At 58.3% G+C, this 15,024-nt stretch carries 11 protein-coding genes and 1 pseudogene; 5 read left to right on the forward strand and 7 right to left on the reverse strand.

Annotated features, from left to right (window positions below; translation table 11 throughout):
• Window positions 1-15: 15 nt before the first annotated feature.
• Window positions 16-3,462, forward strand: a pseudogene (locus J7E41_RS22240) (transporter substrate-binding domain-containing protein); the annotation flags it as partial.
• A 49-nt stretch (window positions 3,463-3,511) separates the two neighbouring features.
• On the opposite strand, the gene J7E41_RS22245 reads toward J7E41_RS22240, so the two are convergent.
• Window positions 3,512-3,994 carry a GAF domain-containing protein gene (locus tag J7E41_RS22245; protein ID WP_214996281.1) on the reverse strand — a complete coding sequence of 161 codons (483 nt, stop codon included), beginning with the start codon at window positions 3,992-3,994 and terminating at the stop codon, window positions 3,512-3,514.
• Complete coding sequence (locus J7E41_RS22250) at window positions 3,991-4,881, reverse strand: ATP-binding protein (protein ID WP_214996283.1); 891 nt, start codon at window positions 4,879-4,881, stop codon at window positions 3,991-3,993. Before J7E41_RS22250 ends, J7E41_RS22245 begins: the two co-directional genes overlap by 4 nt.
• A 168-nt stretch (window positions 4,882-5,049) precedes the next feature.
• Between J7E41_RS22250 and J7E41_RS22255 the strand changes: the two genes are divergently transcribed.
• The gene (locus J7E41_RS22255) at window positions 5,050-7,374 is read left to right on the forward strand and encodes a hybrid sensor histidine kinase/response regulator (RefSeq protein ID WP_214996464.1); all 2,325 of its coding nucleotides are present in this window, start codon (window positions 5,050-5,052) and stop codon (window positions 7,372-7,374) included.
• Here the strand turns inward: J7E41_RS22255 and J7E41_RS22260 are convergent.
• The 3 genes from J7E41_RS22260 to msrB form a co-directional block, all read right to left on the reverse strand.
• Window positions 7,358-7,819 carry a MarR family winged helix-turn-helix transcriptional regulator gene (locus J7E41_RS22260; protein ID WP_214996285.1) on the reverse strand — a complete coding sequence of 154 codons (462 nt, stop codon included), beginning with the start codon at window positions 7,817-7,819 and terminating at the stop codon, window positions 7,358-7,360. The genes J7E41_RS22255 and J7E41_RS22260 overlap by 17 nt on opposite strands.
• Window positions 7,816-8,301 (reverse strand): glutathione peroxidase, encoded by a 486-nt coding sequence (locus J7E41_RS22265; RefSeq protein ID WP_214996286.1) that lies wholly within the window; start codon window positions 8,299-8,301, stop codon window positions 7,816-7,818. The genes J7E41_RS22260 and J7E41_RS22265 overlap by 4 nt, the downstream gene beginning before the upstream one ends.
• Before the next feature lie 219 nt (window positions 8,302-8,520).
• Window positions 8,521-8,913, reverse strand: a complete 393-nt coding sequence (msrB, locus tag J7E41_RS22270; protein ID WP_214996289.1) for a peptide-methionine (R)-S-oxide reductase MsrB — start codon at window positions 8,911-8,913, stop codon at window positions 8,521-8,523.
• Window positions 8,914-9,115: 202 nt separating this feature from the next.
• Here msrB and J7E41_RS22275 point away from each other — a divergent pair, with 202 nt between their 5' ends.
• Together J7E41_RS22275 and htpX are read left to right on the forward strand one after the other, a co-directional pair.
• Window positions 9,116-10,327 carry a pyridoxal phosphate-dependent aminotransferase gene (locus J7E41_RS22275; protein ID WP_214996291.1) on the forward strand — a complete coding sequence of 404 codons (1,212 nt, stop codon included), beginning with the start codon at window positions 9,116-9,118 and terminating at the stop codon, window positions 10,325-10,327.
• A 313-nt stretch (window positions 10,328-10,640) separates the two neighbouring features.
• Window positions 10,641-11,528 (forward strand): protease HtpX, encoded by an 888-nt coding sequence (gene htpX / locus J7E41_RS22280; protein WP_154745634.1) that lies wholly within the window; start codon window positions 10,641-10,643, stop codon window positions 11,526-11,528.
• 63 nt (window positions 11,529-11,591) lie between these two features.
• Here the strand turns inward: htpX and J7E41_RS22285 are convergent, their stop codons facing one another.
• Window positions 11,592-12,248 carry a thiopurine S-methyltransferase gene (locus tag J7E41_RS22285; protein ID WP_214996293.1) on the reverse strand — a complete coding sequence of 219 codons (657 nt, stop codon included), beginning with the start codon at window positions 12,246-12,248 and terminating at the stop codon, window positions 11,592-11,594.
• Between the two features lie 103 nt (window positions 12,249-12,351).
• Between J7E41_RS22285 and J7E41_RS22290 the strand changes: the two genes are divergently transcribed.
• Window positions 12,352-13,119 (forward strand): DODA-type extradiol aromatic ring-opening family dioxygenase, encoded by a 768-nt coding sequence (locus J7E41_RS22290; protein ID WP_214996295.1) that lies wholly within the window; start codon window positions 12,352-12,354, stop codon window positions 13,117-13,119.
• Window positions 13,120-13,188: 69 nt separating this feature from the next.
• Here the strand turns inward: J7E41_RS22290 and J7E41_RS22295 are convergent, their stop codons facing one another.
• Window positions 13,189-14,862, reverse strand: coding sequence for a DEAD/DEAH box helicase (locus J7E41_RS22295; protein ID WP_169353769.1), 1,674 nt, complete (start codon window positions 14,860-14,862; stop codon window positions 13,189-13,191).
• Between the last annotated feature and the right edge of the window lie 162 nt (window positions 14,863-15,024).

A 15,024-nucleotide genomic window follows, 5' to 3' on the forward strand; every position in this document is an offset into this window, starting at 1 on the left:
TAACCGCTCAGGCCACTAGGCACCTCGGCACCCGACTACCCGCCCTTCGATATCACCTCCAGCGGTCATGATTACGAAGGGTTAACCGCCGATTACGCAGGCCTGTTGGCCAAAGCCCTGGCATTGCCGGTCAAAGTACTGCGCTACCCTAACCGAAAGGCTGCTATTCAGGCGCTTGAAACCGGACAAATCGATCTTCTTGGCTCCGCCAACGGCTTTGAGGCCGTAAACCCCAACCTGACGCTGTCGGCACCCTACGCTGTGGACCAACCGGTATTGGTCACTCGCGAAGGGGAAAGCCGCAGCCTTCTCGAGGGCCTTGCAGGTCTGCGATTAAGCCTTGTCTACCATTACCTGCCACAGGAAGAAGTGGAAGCGCTGTACCCAAAAGCGATCATACAGTCCTATCCGTCCTATCAAAATGCCTTGAATGCCGTTGCATTCGACCAAGCCGACGTCTTTCTTGGCGATACCATTTCAACCCACTACATGATCAACAAGGGCTACCTGAAAAATATTCGCATGGCCAATTTTGGCAAACATGAGGCTTACGGATTCAGCTTTGCCTTACGCAAGGATCAACATTTGCTCCGAAGCATCGTCGACTTGGTGCTTGTCAGCGTGTCCACCCATGAACGGGACAGCATTGCTAAACGCTGGAGCGCCGGCAGCGATATATTGCTGACCGATCACAAGCTGCAACTGACCCAGCGCGAAGAGCGCTGGCTGAAAGAAAACCCGGTGGTAAAAGTCGTGGTGAATGAAACCTTCGCACCACTGACCTTCTTCGACGCAGACGGCAATTTCCGCGGCATCACCGCCGACCTTCTGGAGTTGATTCGACTGCGTACCGGCCTGCGCTTCGACGTTCAGCGCACTCGCGACGTCAGCACCATGATCGACCAGATCAGCGCCCACAAGGCTGACATCATCGGGGCTATCACCCCCAGCGCCGAGCGCGAGTCCCACCTGAATTTCAGCCGCCCATACCTGGAAAACTCCTACGTGCTGCTGACACGCAAAGAGCCGGGCGCACCCTCGAACCTTGAGCAAATGGCAGGCAAGCGCCTGGCAATCACTCAAGGTAATCCGCTGGTAAAGGGCCTTCGCGAGGAATTTCCGCAGATCCAACTGGTGGAAACCAGCGATACATTCAAGGCATCGGAATTGCTGGCCCAAGGTCAAGTGGAAGGTGCCGTGAACTCGCTGGTGATCGCCAACTACTTTCTTTCCTCGTTGATGTTTCAGGACAAGCTGCAGATCACCTCCAGCATCGGCACCCTGCCCGCTTCATTTGCACTGGCCACGTCACGTAGCGCCACCGAGCTGAGCTCAATTCTCGACAAGGCGCTACTAAGCATTGCTCCGGATGAACTGGGGATAATCAACAGTCGCTGGCGTGGCTACACCGCCGCGTCCGACAGCTACTGGCGCAACTATCACAACTTGATTGCCCAGATCATCGTGGGGACCGGGCTGTTGCTATTGATCTCCTTGACGTGGAACGCGTACATGCGTCGGCAAATCAAGCAGAGACAAATGGCCGAGCGCGCCCTCAACGACCAGTTCGAATTCATGCGAGCTCTGGTCAATGAAACCCCCCATCCGATTTACGTGCGCGATCGCGACGGTTTGCTGCAGACCTGCAATGACAGTTACCTGCAGGTTTTCAACGCCAAACGCGAAGACGTGATTGGCAAAAGCGTCATCCAGATGAGCCAGACCCTCGAAACAGAGGCCGCGCAATACCATGCCGACTATCGGCGAGTGGTGGCTGAAGGCAATCCGTTGATCCTTGATCGTGCCCTGCATATCCAAGGGAAAAAGCTCACGATCTACCACTGGATTCTTCCGTACCGCGACTCCACCGGCGAGGTCCAGGGCATCATTGGTGGCTGGATCGATATCAGCGAACGTCGCCAGCTCTTCGATGAACTTCGCGCCGCCAAGGAACGTGCCGATGAAGCCAATCGAGCGAAAAGTACCTTCCTCGCTACCATGAGCCATGAAATCCGCACACCGATGAATGCGGTCATCGGCATGCTTGAGTTGACCCTCAAGCGTGCCGACCATGGCCATTTGGACCGGCCGGCCATTGAGGTGGCCTACAACTCGGCGAAAGACCTCCTGGAGTTGATCGGCGATATCCTCGACATCGCACGAATCGAGTCCGGCCGATTGAGCCTGGCCCCGGAGCGCGTCAATCTGCGCGAGGTGGTCGAATCAGTAGTACGCGTATTCGACGGGCTCGCACGACAGAAAACCCTCAGCCTGATACTGGAGTTCAATCCCGACATCGAAGACACCGACGTGCTGATCGATCCGTTACGCTTCAAGCAGGTACTTTCCAACCTGGTGAGCAATGCCATCAAGTTCACCGAGCGCGGCCAGGTGAAGGTCAAGGTCGACGTGGAGGCCACGGCGCTACCGCAGCAAGTCCAGATGAAGCTGGTGGTGGAGGACACGGGCATCGGGATCAGTCGAGACGATCAACAACGGCTATTCGAGCCCTTTGCCCAGGCAGACAACTCCGGTCACCTGGCCAGAAGCGGCGCGGGCCTGGGGCTGGTGATTTGCCGCAGCCTGTGCGCGATGATGGGCGGCCAACTGAGCCTGAGCAGCGTTCCCATGGTAGGCACCCAGGTGCATATCGCCCTGAAGATGACCTGTCTGCCCGCTGTAAAAGTCGTGGACGAATACAAGCCAGTCCAAGTGGCCCCCGCCCCGGTGCTCAACGTGCTGGTGGTGGACGATCATCCAGCCAACCGCTTGCTCATGTGCCAGCAACTGGGTTTCCTCGGTCACCAGTTCACCGCTGCCGTCCATGGCGCAGCAGGTTTCCAGGCATGGCGCCAGGAACACTTCGACCTCGTGATTGCCGACTGCAATATGCCGATCATGAATGGCTACGAGTTGAGTCGTTCGATTCGGGAGTACGAACAACGAGAACAGATGACTCCCTGCATCGTCCTGGGCTTCACCGCCAATGCCCAACCCGAGGAGAAACAGCGCTGTGCGCAAGCTGGCATGAATGACTGCCTGTTCAAGCCCATCAGCCTCACTGCGCTGGAGCGAGAGCTGGCGAAAATCGGACCGATCGCCACCGGCAAACTCTTCGATCCAGGCAGCCTGGATGCCCTGACAGGAGGCGATCCGCAGTTGAGTCGACGCTTGTTGGAAGAGTTGTTGAGCAGCAGTCGCCACGATCGTCAGGAGCTCATGGACTTGCTGGCAAGACAAGGCTCCCCCCAGGAGCTCATTGAGCTGGCCCACAAGATCAAAGGCGCAGCCCGCATAGTCCAGGCCGATACGCTGGCCACACAATGCGAAGCCCTCGAGCAGGCCTGTACCCACGGCATCAACCCGAAAACCATCGAAGCAGGTGTCAAGACCACGGAAAAGGCCATGCTTGAGCTGGAGAGGATGTTGCAGACGCAACTAACCAGCCTGGAGGGTCGTTAACAAGCCCTTGCAGGAGCGAGGTTGCTCGCTCCTGCAAGGGATTACGCCATCAGCACTCGGTCAACCGCAGGAAAATGGCCGCCAGTTGTTCAATACCGGCCTGATCCTGCGGGGTAAACCGCGCCAACGAAGGGCTGTCCAGGTCCAGCACCCCGATCAGCCGCCCCTCCTTGATCAACGGAACCACCAGCTCACTATTCGACGCACTGTCACAGGCAATATGCCCCGCGAATGCATGCACATCCTCCACGCGCTGGGTTTGCCGTGTGGCTGCCGCAGCACCACAGACCCCACGCCCAAATGGAATGCGTACGCAGGCGATCTGGCCCTGGAAAGGCCCGAGCACCAGCTCTTCATTGCGATTGAGGTAAAAACCCGCCCAGTTCAAATCGTCCAGTTGATTAAACAGAAAAGCAGAGAATTGCGCAGCATTAGCAATGAAATCACGCTCATCGGCCAGCAAGGACTCAAGCTGAGCGCAAAGCATGGCGTAGCCATCAAGACCGGTTCCGGCCTGTTGCAAATCGATCATGACTGGCGCTCCAGCAACTTCAGGCCCACCCAGTAACGGGCAAACTGATAAGCGCAACGGCCGTTACGATTACCGCGCCCGGTTGCCCAGCGCACCGCGAGGATGTCCAGCGCTTCATCGCGCTGCCACTGCAACCCGGCCTTGCTCGCCAGTTCACCGATCCAGTGCTCAACCACATCGAGAAAGTGCTCTTGATTGAACGGATAGAATGACAGCCACAAACCGAAACGGTCGGACAAGGCGATCTTGTCTTCCACAGCCTCATTGGGATGCAACTCGCCATCCACCACCTTCCAGTTCTCATTGTCGCTCTGGTTTTCCGGGACCAGGTGACGACGGTTGGACGTGGCATACAGCAAGACGTTTTCCGGTGCCTGTTCCAGCGAGCCATCGAGAACGCTCTTGAGGACCCGGTAATCGCTTTCACCGGCCTCGAAAGACAGGTCATCGCAAAACAGCACAAAGCGCTGTGGCAACTTGACCAGTTGTTCGACCACCCGCGGCAGATCGGCCAGGTGATCGCGTTCGATCTCGATCAGGCGCAGACCCGCCTTGGCGTGCTGGGCCAGCAAGGCACGGACCAGGGAGGATTTACCAGTGCCTCGCGAGCCCCAGAGCAAGGCATGGTTGGCGGGCAGGCCATCGAGAAACTGTTGGGTGTTACGGGCCAGCTGTTCACGTTGCTTGTCCACACCGATCAAATCGGAAAGACGCATGTCCAAGCTCACTTCCAGTGGCAATAAAAAGCCGCTGCGGCCTTCACGCTGCCAACGAGCGGCCAGACACTGGTTCCAGTCAATGGCTTGGCGCGGAGCGGGTAACAAGGGTTCCAAGCGAGCAAGCACGGCATCGGCGCGCTCAAGAAAGGCATTCAATCGAGAATCCACGACTATTCCTCTGGCAAGTTCTTGTAAAAGATGGCGTATTGGCAACCCTGAGGCAGACCGTACAGGGCTGCACCCGAATAAATCGATTCATGCCGGGCAAAGCCGATAGCTGTGGATATTCAGCTATGCTTGCCGGGCGAAGGGAAACGCAAAGTGGTTCAGCAACCGATGGATATCAAGTTCGCCCACCGCTTGTCTTATAAACAAGCCAGACTGACTGTGCTGGTCGGTTTCGTATTGGGAACCTTGCTCAGCCTGATCCAAATCTGGATCGATTATGCCAGCGAAGACGCGTCCATCAACCGGGAAATACGTTCGCTGCTTGAAATCAGTCATAACCCGGCCTCCCGTATCGCCTACAACATCGACGCCGAGCTGGCCCAAGAGTTGACGCTGGGCCTGCTGCACTCCCCCGCGATCATCCATGCGCAACTGATCGACAATAACGGCACTGTGCTGGCTGACGTTGATCGACCGCACAAGGAAAGCAGCTACCGCCCCATCAGTGACTTCCTGTTCGGCGCTAACCGCCAGTTCGAAGACCGGTTGTATCTCACTCATATGCCCACCGAGTCTCTCGGGGTCTTGCGTCTTGACGTCGACACCTACGCCTTTGGCAGCCGTTTCCTGCACCGAGCAGAGATCACCCTGCTCAACGGTTTTGCCCGTAGCCTGATCCTGACCGGCATCCTGCTGGGCCTGTTCTACGTGATGCTGACCCAGCCGCTGGTGCGAGTTATCCGCGAACTGAGCACACGCAACCCCCGTGGCACACCGCAGCCCCACCTGGACTGCCCTGCGGGCCATGAGCACGACGAAATCGGCGTGCTGGTCAACGTCGCCAACCAGCAGTTCGAAAACATGGAGACCGAAATCCAGCAGCGCCGACAGGCAGAGGACCGCCTGACCGAGTACCTCGGGCAACTTGAAAACGTCGTTTCAACCCGTACCGCCGAGCTCAAAACCATCAATCAACGGTTAAGCCGCTCCAATGAAGAACTGGAAGCGGCGAAGATGACGGCGCTGGGCATGGCCCAGGCGCGGGCTGCGTTCCTGGCCAACATGAGCCACGAAATCCGCACACCACTCAATGGCCTCTTGGGCATGATCGCCTTGTCCCTGGACAGCCCGCTGAATGCGGAACAGCGCCAGCAACTGTCGATTGCCCATGACTCCGGCAAAGTGCTGGTGGAATTGCTGAACGATATTCTCGACCTGTCAAAGTTCGATGCCGGGCAACTGGAGCTGGAGAGCATCCCCTTCGACCTGGGTGCGCTGGTGGAAGACACCGCCAACCTGCTGTCACAAAACGCCGCACCCAGCGTCGAATTGACCTGCCTGATCGATCCGCAATTTCCCGCCCAAGTGCTGGGTGATCCAACCCGGGTGCGGCAAATCGTCAGCAACCTGCTTTCCAATGCCTTGAAGTTCACCCGCTTTGGCCGAGTGGATGTACGTCTGCGCGTAGAAAACGGCGGCATCCGGATCGAGGTCTGCGACACCGGGATCGGCATTGCCCAGGACGCCCAGGTCAAGATCTTCCAGCCGTTCACCCAAGCGGGCGCTGGCATCACGCGCCAGTTCGGTGGAACCGGGCTGGGGCTGGCCTTGACCCGTAACCTTTGCGAGGCCATGCACGGTCGTCTGAGCATCAGCTCGGAAACCGGCTTCGGCAGCCAGTTCACCGCCGACTTGCCGCTACCTGCCCATACACCCGCAGCACACCAGGCGCCCCTGGCTGGTGAGGTGGTTGTCATTACCAGCACCAGCAGCGGCCTGGCGGAGTTGCTGGCCACCTTGCTGCCAAGCTGGGGGCTGACCCTGGACTGCTACACCATTGACGACGATTTGAGCGGGATAAGCCCCGACCTGCTGATCACCGACTGCCCCGAATGCCTGTTCCGCCTGCGCCCGGGTATTACCGCGCCCATCCTGCTGGTCACCGCCTATGGCAGCTTCATGCCCAACGAAGAAGTGGCGGCCCTGGCGCCTCTGCAACAGCAGGCGCGGCCTTTGAGTCGCACTGCGCTGTACCAGATTCTGCAGCGCAACTTACGCCCCGACTCAGAGTTGGTCCTTGATCTCGCCCAGTTGGAAACCGCCCCTCTCGCCCATCGGGCGCGCATCCTGTTGGTGGAGGACAACCCGGTCAATCAACTGGTCGCCAAGGGCATGCTCGGCAAACTCGGTTGCGAGGTCATCGTCGCCGCCCATGGTGGCGAGGCCCTCAAGCGACTTGAGGAGCAAAGCTTCGACATGGTGTTGATGGACTGCAACATGCCCGTCATGGACGGCTATGAGGCGAGTCGACAGATCCGTCGCAGCGGGCGCTGGCCGGAACTGCCGATCGTCGCGTTGACGGCCAACGCCCTGTCCGAAGAACGGGAACGCTGCAGGGCCGCAGGGATGAACGATTACCTGGCAAAACCCTTTCGCCGGGAAGAACTCAAGGCCCTGATCGACTTATGGGTACCGACTACGACCAGTCTTTGATCTGCTTGAGCAGTTGGTCCAGACCCTGGCGCAAGGCATCGGCCTGACGCAGGTCGACGCCGGCGTCACACAACAGGCGCGTCTTGAGTGGCTGAACTTGATCACGCAGGCGCCTACCCTCCTCGGACAGGCTCAAGTGCACCTCACGCTCATCCCGCTGGCTACGCTGACGCTTGACCAGGTCGAGCTGCTCAAGGCGCTTGAGCAGTGGCGTCAACGTACCGGAGTCAAGCAGCAGACGCTCACCCAGAGCCTTGACCGTCGGCTGTGCCGGCGCCGCATCCTGCCATTCCCACAGCACCAGCATCGCCAGGTACTGCGGGTACGTCAGGCCCAACTGATCGAGCATCGGCTTATAGGCTCGCGTCACCGCCCGTGACGCGGCGTACAGCTTGAAACACAACTGGTTATCAAGGGTCAGCGACTCGATGGACAGATCCGTCATTTGAGCAGCGCTTCAATCTCTTGCGTCAGGTCCTGAGGCTTGGTCGTGGGCGCAAAACGCCTGACCACCTGACCGTCGCGACCAATGAGAAACTTGGTGAAGTTCCACTTGATGCCCTTGGAACCCAGCAACCCCGGCGCTTGTTTTTTCAGTTGCACGAACAACGGGTGAGCGGCGTCACCGTTGACATCGATCTTCTTGAACAGCGGGAAGCTGACACCGTAGTTCAGCTCGCAAAATTCGGAAATAGCACCCTCATTACCGGGCTCCTGCTTGCCGAACTGGTTGCACGGAAAGCCCAGCACCACCAACCCCTGGTCCTTGTACTGCTGCCAGAGCTGCTCCAGGCCCTTGTACTGTGGGGTAAACCCGCATTTGCTGGCCGTATTGACCACCAGGATTGCCTTGCCAGAGAAATCGGCCAAGGTCTTTTGCTCACCTTTGATGGTGGTGCAAGGAATACTTAGCAGGTTGTCGCTCATGGCGGTGCCTCGGAAGAAGAGAAGAAGGCAAAAACATAGCGTTCAATTCAATTGCGTGCAATTTAATCACTCGCGCTTATCAACGCCTATAACGTTGTAGCCGCTGCCGAGGTACGAGGCTGCGATGAACTGAGGGCGGCATTGCGACAAGTGGCCCTTTGGGCGGTCCTGCGGACCGCATCGCAGCCTCGTACCTCGGCAGCGGCTACAGGAGCAAATCTAGCGCGCAACCAGGTCCAGACACACCGAGTTGATGCAATAACGCAAACCGGTGGGCGGCGGTCCATCAGGGAATACGTGCCCCAGATGCGCGTCGCACTTGGCACAGGTAACTTCGGTGCGAATCATGCCGTGACTCACGTCGCGAATCTCGACCATCGCTTGTTCGGCAATCGGCTCGTAGAAGCTGGGCCAGCCGCAACCGGAGTCAAACTTCGCGTTGGAATCGAACAACGGTTCGTTGCAGCAAATACAGTGGTAAACACCCTCGGTCCTGGTGCCGTTGTATTTGCCGGAAAACGGCCGTTCGGTGCCTTTGAGACGGCACACGTTGTATTGTTCCGGGTCGAGCATCGCCTTCCACTCATCAACGGTTTTCTGCAACTTTTCCATCAGTACACCTCGGCAACTGAAAAAGCCTGATCTGTGTCTTTTCCATGGATCAGGCGGCACGTATGATTGCGCCTCGTCAAAACGCCAGTCTGGCACCCGCGTTACCGGCATTCAAACGTATTTATGGATGCACCCAGCGCAGGATTCACAGTACGGTTGTCTTCACATCGTCTGGATCGTTCATTTTCAGGATCACATCGCCATGCAGGTCAGCAAATCGAACAAGCTCGCCAACGTCTGCTACGACATTCGCGGCCCAGTGCTCAAGCACGCCAAACGCCTGGAAGAGGAAGGCCATCGCATCCTCAAGCTGAACATTGGCAACCCGGCACCCTTTGGTTTCGAAGCGCCCGATGAAATCCTCCAGGACGTGATCCGCAACCTGCCCACCGCCCAGGGCTACAGCGACTCCAAAGGCCTGTTCAGTGCGCGCAAGGCCGTGATGCAGTACTACCAGCAAAAGCAGGTCGAAGGTGTCGGCATTGAAGACATCTACCTGGGCAACGGCGTTTCCGAGCTGATCGTCATGTCCATGCAGGCCCTGCTCAACAACGGCGACGAAGTGCTGGTACCGGCACCCGACTATCCGCTATGGACCGCCGCCGTGACGCTGGCGGGTGGCCATCCGGTGCACTACCTGTGCGACGAGGGCGCCGACTGGTTTCCGGACCTGGCCGACATCAAGGCCAAGATCACCCCGAACACCAAGGCCATGGTGATCATCAACCCGAACAACCCCACCGGCGCCGTGTACTCCAGAGAAGTGCTGCTGGGCATGCTGGAACTGGCGCGTCAGCACAACCTGGTGGTGTTCTCCGACGAGATCTACGACAAGATCCTCTACGACGACGCCGTGCACATCTGCACCGCCTCGCTGGCGCCAGACCTGCTGTGCCTGACCTTCAACGGCCTGTCCAAATCCTATCGGGTAGCGGGTTTCCGCTCCGGCTGGATCGCCATCTCCGGCCCCAAGCACAATGCCCAGAGCTACATCGAAGGCATCGACATGCTGGCCAACATGCGCCTTTGCGCCAACGTACCGAGCCAGCACGCCATCCAGACTGCTCTCGGCGGCTACCAGAGCATCAATGACCTGGTGTTGCCGCAGGGTCGCCTGCTGGAACAGCGTAACCGCACGTGGGAGTTGCTCAATGACATTCCCGGCGTCAGTTGTGTCAAACCCATGGGTGCGCTGTATGCCTTCCCGCGGATCGACCCGAAAGTCTGCCCGATCCACAACGACGAAAAATTCGTGCTCGACCTGTTGCTGTCGGAAAAGCTACTGGTCGTCCAGGGCACTGCGTTCAACTGGCCGTGGCCTGATCACTTCCGTGTGGTGACTTTGCCACGAGTGGATGACCTGGACATGGCCATAGGTCGCATCGGCAACTTCCTGAAATCCTATCGCCAGTAAGGCCCTTGCGCTGTACGGCCCTCCTAGGGTCGTACAACGATTATCTAGCAACACTTCTCTGTCCGATGCGGGCACAAACATCTTCACCTTATGCCGGTCTCAATCTTGATAACCTTCCACCCAATAATTACAGGGCTGTAAGGCACTGGGGCGAGCATAACGACCAGCATCCGGGATCGGAATATCCCTTCAAGGCTCTACATTAAAGCTGTAGGACACAGTTTGAAATAGTCGCTCGGTTGAATAGCCCCGTGCCGCACCTTATATACCCCGCAGTACGCGACATATTAAGCATGAGGAGAACTCTACAACCATGATGCGCATCCTGCTGTTCTTGGCCACTAACCTGGCGGTCGTGCTGATTGCCAGCATCACCCTGAGCCTTTTCGGCTTCAACGGGTTCATGGCGGCCAACGGGGTTGATCTCAACCTCAATCAGCTGCTGGTTTTCTGTGCGGTCTTTGGTTTCGCCGGCTCGATTTTCTCGCTGTTCATCTCCAAGTGGATGGCGAAGATGAGCACCAGCACCCAAATCATTACTCAGCCACGCACCCGGCATGAGCAATGGTTGCTGCAAACCGTCGAGCAATTGTCCCGTGAAGCCGGAATCAAGATGCCCGAGGTCGGGATCTTCCCGGCATATGAAGCCAACGCTTTCGCCACCGGCTGGAACAAGAACGATGCTCTTGTAGCCGTTAGCCAAGGCTTGCTGGAGCGTTTCTCGCCCGACGAAGTCAAGGCCGTGCTGGCCCACGAAATCGGCCACGTGGCCAATGGTGACATGGTCACCCTGGCACTCGTCCAGGGTGTGGTGAACACCTTCGTGATGTTCTTCGCACGCATCATCGGCAACTTCGTCGACAAGGTGATCTTCAAGAACGAAGGTGGCCAGGGTATCGCCTACTATGTGGCGACAATCTTCGCCGAACTGGTATTGGGTTTCCTTGCCAGCTCGATCGTGATGTGGTTCTCGCGCAAACGGGAGTTCCGTGCTGACGAAGCCGGTGCGCGCCTGGCGGGTACCAATGCGATGATCGGCGCCCTGCAACGCCTGCGCTCCGAACAGGGCCTGCCGGTGCACATGCCCGACACCCTGAACGCCTTCGGCATCAACGGTGGCGTCAAGCAAGGCCTGGCTCGCATGTTCATGAGCCACCCACCGCTGGAAGAGCGGATCGACGCGCTGCGCCGTCGGGGCTGAGAGTCCGCAGTAATGCAGTAATACAGAAGGGGCAATTGGATCGCCCTTTTTTGTGGGCGCGCTTCAGGCCTTGGTCAATCGATAAACCCGCTCTTCCAGGCGCGTGACGCCCTCCTGCACAAACTTCCAGCTCTCGCCCAGAATATCTCGCTCATCCACTACAGACATTTGCCAACTTTCTCCAAAGAGCAACCGGACTTCTTGATCGGTCACGGCAAAGGGCGGGCCTGCCTTCTGAGCCTGGTCATAATCAAGGGTGATCAACATTCCCTGGCAACCTGATACCAGGAGCCTGTTCAAATGCGCGGCATACTGCTCCCGCATCAACGGTGGCAAGGCGATCAGCGCTGCGCGGTCGTAAAGCGCCGTGCAATCGGCCACCATTCCCGCCTCCAGGGCGAAGAAATCACCGCACCACAGCTCGATGGACCCCGCCTGATAGACCTTGAAAGCAGCCTGGCTGTTGATCTGCGGCGTCAGCCCCTGTTCGCTGAAGAACTCTTCGATGGCCTTTTCCGACAACTCGACACCCAGGACCCGATGTCCTTGGCTGGCCAGCCACAACAGATCCAGGCTTTTCCCGCATAACGGCACCAACACCCGCCCCCCACTCGCCAAACCCAGGCCGGACCAGTGTTGCGGCAAATAGGGATTTACCTCGGACAAATGAAAACCAATCTGATTGCGCGCCCAACGCTCATGCCAAAATTTCGGCTCCATGATTCTGCCCTGAAAATTCGATCAAATAGCGCTAAAACTTATATTAGATTTAGATCAATGATCTGATTGAAGATGGGCCATCTTACTCCTCAGGACCCTGCCCATGCTTCCCAGCCTGTTTATCTCTCACGGTTCGCCCATGCTCGCACTGCAGCCCGGTGCCAGCGGTCCGGCACTCAAGCGATTGGCTGCCGAGATACCGCGCCCCAAAGCCATTGTGGTGGTGTCGGCGCATTGGGAAAGCCAGGAGTTGCTGGTCACCGGCAACCCGGCCCCAGAGACCTGGCACGACTTCGGCGGTTTTCCACGGGAGCTGTTTGCCGTGCAATACCCTGCCCCCGGCCAACCGCAACTGGCCGCACAGATCGTCGAACTGCTGACGGTGGACGGCCTGAATGCCCGTATCGATAACCAACGCCCGTTCGACCATGGCACCTGGGTGCCGCTGTCGCTGATGTATCCGGACGCCGACATCCCAGTGGTGCAAGTGTCGCTGCCCAGCCGCATGGGGCCAGCACTGCAAACCCGAGTCGGGCGAGCACTCGCCAGCCTGCGCGAACAAGGTGTACTGCTGATCGGCTCAGGCAGCATTACCCATAATCTCGGAGAACTGGACTGGCACGCAGGCCCGGAAAGCATCGAGCCTTGGGCTCGTGAATTCCGAGACTGGGTCGTCGACAAACTCGTCGCCCAGGATGAAGCCGCATTGCACGACTACCGCCGCCAGGCACCCCATGCGGTACGTAGTCATCCCAGTGATGAACATTTGTTACCGCTCTATTTCGCCAGGGGCGCGGGTGGGACGTTCAGTGTGGCGCACCAGGGATTCACCCTGGGCGCGCTGGGCATGGACATTTACCGATTTGGTTAATTCCAGGCATAAAAAATCCCCGAACCAGTCGGGGATTTTTTATGTTCGATCAATCAGCCCGAGAGCGGATCAATCTTCGCGATAGCGACGCAGCTTGAGCTGCTTACCGGCAACGCGAGTGTCCTTCAGCTTGGTCAGCAACTTCTCCAGACCATCTTCCGGCAGCTCCACCAGGGAGAAGCTGTCACGAACCTGGATACGGCCGATCGCTTCACGTGCCAGGCCACCCTCATTGAGGATTGCACCCAACAGGTTCTTGGCCGCGATACCGTCACGCGCGCCCAGCGCGGTACGGCAACGAGCACGACCTTCGGCCAGTGGAACCGGAGCGCGACGCTCACGATCACCACGGTCCGGACGATCACCGGAACGCTCTGGACGATCACCGCGTGGAGCGTTGTTCGGTACCAGTGGACGTTCTTTCTCGATCGCCGCCAGGGTCAGCGCTTGACCGTTGGTAGCCTTGCGCAGCAGAGCTGCAGCCAGGGCACGCGGGGTGCAACCGATATCGGCAGTCAGGCGATCCAACAGATCACCGTGGGTCGATTCAGCGTCAGCCACCAGCGGCGACAGGCTGTTGGTCAGTTTCTTGATGCGGGCATCGAGAACGGCCTGAGCATCCGGCAGACGGACTTCGGCAACTTTCTGACCGGTAACACGCTCGATCACTTGCAGCATGCGGCGCTCACGTGGAGTCACCAGCAGCAGGGCACGACCTTCGCGACCGGCACGGCCAGTACGGCCGATACGGTGAACGTAGGACTCTGGATCGTAAGGCATGTCAACGTTGAATACGTGAGTGATACGTGGAACGTCCAGACCACGAGCAGCAACGTCGGTAGCCACAACGATGTCCAGACGGCCATCCTTGAGGGAGTCGATCACGCGCTCACGTTGGTTCTGGGCAATGTCACCGTTCAGCGCAGCGGCTTTGTAGCCTTTGGCTTCCAGGGCGCTGGCCAGGTCCAGGGTCGCTTGCTTGGTGCGCACGAACATGATCAGGGCGTCGAAGTCTTCGACTTCCAGCAGGCTCAATACAGCCGAGGTCTTCTGGTCAGCGTGAACCAACAGGTGAGCCTGTTCGATCGCGGTAACGGTCTGAGTCTTGGTCTGGATCTTCACGTGTTGCGGATCGCGCAGGTGGCGCTCAGCAATGGCACGGATCGACTGCGGCAGGGTGGCCGAGAACAATACGGTCTGACGGGTCGCTGGCAGTGCCTTGAAGATGACTTCCAGGTCGTCCATGAAGCCCAGCTTGAGCATTTCGTCAGCTTCGTCGAGAACCAGGTGGTTCACGGTCGACAGAACTTTTTCGTCGCGGCGCAGGTGGTCGCACAGACGGCCCGGGGTGGCGACAACGATCTGTGCGCCATTACGGATTGCTTTCAGTTGTGGGCCCATAGGCGCGCCGCCGTAAACGGCCACAACGGTAACGCCTGGCATTTGCTTGGCGTAGGTTTCGAAAGCGGTTGCTACTTGCAGCGCCAACTCACGGGTTGGCGCCAGGATCAGGGCTTGCGGCTCGCGCTTGGCAGGATCGATGCAGTGCAGGATAGGCAGTGCGAACGCGGCGGTTTTACCGGTACCGGTTTGCGCCTGGCCAATCATGTCCTGGCCGGCCATGATGATCGGGATCGATTGCTGCTGAATAGCCGAAGGCTCTTCGTAGCCAGTCGCGATGACGGCTGCAAGAATATTCGGGTTAAGATTAAAAGCGGCGAAGCCGCCGGTTTCCTGGGTCATGGGTCTGCCTCTAAGTGCATCCGCAAAGACCCATGCTCCAAAGCTGCGCATGCCGTGTTGAGACTCAAGAGTCGCCCTGGCTGCTTTGTCGGCGGGGATTTGCGAAAACGAATGAATGGAAAAGATTCGTCAAGGAAGAGTCCGCTGTGCGGACGAGCAGCC

Origin of the sequence: Pseudomonas fluorescens (assembly GCF_018614655.1) — a bacterium.
Classification (GTDB): Bacteria; Pseudomonadota; Gammaproteobacteria; order Pseudomonadales; family Pseudomonadaceae; genus Aquipseudomonas; species Aquipseudomonas fluorescens_BX.